This is a genomic window from Ectobacillus ponti (assembly GCF_024294785.1).
Classification (GTDB): Bacteria; Bacillota; Bacilli; order Bacillales; family Bacillaceae_G; genus Ectobacillus; species Ectobacillus ponti.
The window spans coordinates 397-630 of the sequence record NZ_JANCLT010000082.1; the positions used below are offsets into that span (position 1 = coordinate 397).

At 69.7% G+C, this 234-nt stretch carries 1 protein-coding gene; it reads right to left on the reverse strand.

What is annotated here, in order from left to right:
- The coding region (locus tag NK662_RS24665; protein ID WP_497717182.1) for an NAD-dependent epimerase/dehydratase family protein at positions 1 to 234 on the reverse strand (234 nt) is incomplete at both ends.

The window sequence follows — 234 nt, forward strand, 5'->3', positions numbered from 1 at the left end:
GGTGGTAGATCTGGTCGACCTCGAGGAGGATGGGCTCGACGACGTCGTGGCGGATCATCTCGAAGTTTGGGTTGCCGAAGTGGTGCACCACGTTCTCCTTCCGCCCCGTGAACAGGTTGTCCACCACGATCACGCTGTCGCCGCGCTCCACCAGGCGGTCCACGCGGGGGCTCCCGACGAACCCGGCGCCGCCCGTGACGAGCACCCGCAGCGCGCGGCGGCGGAGGCCCAGCG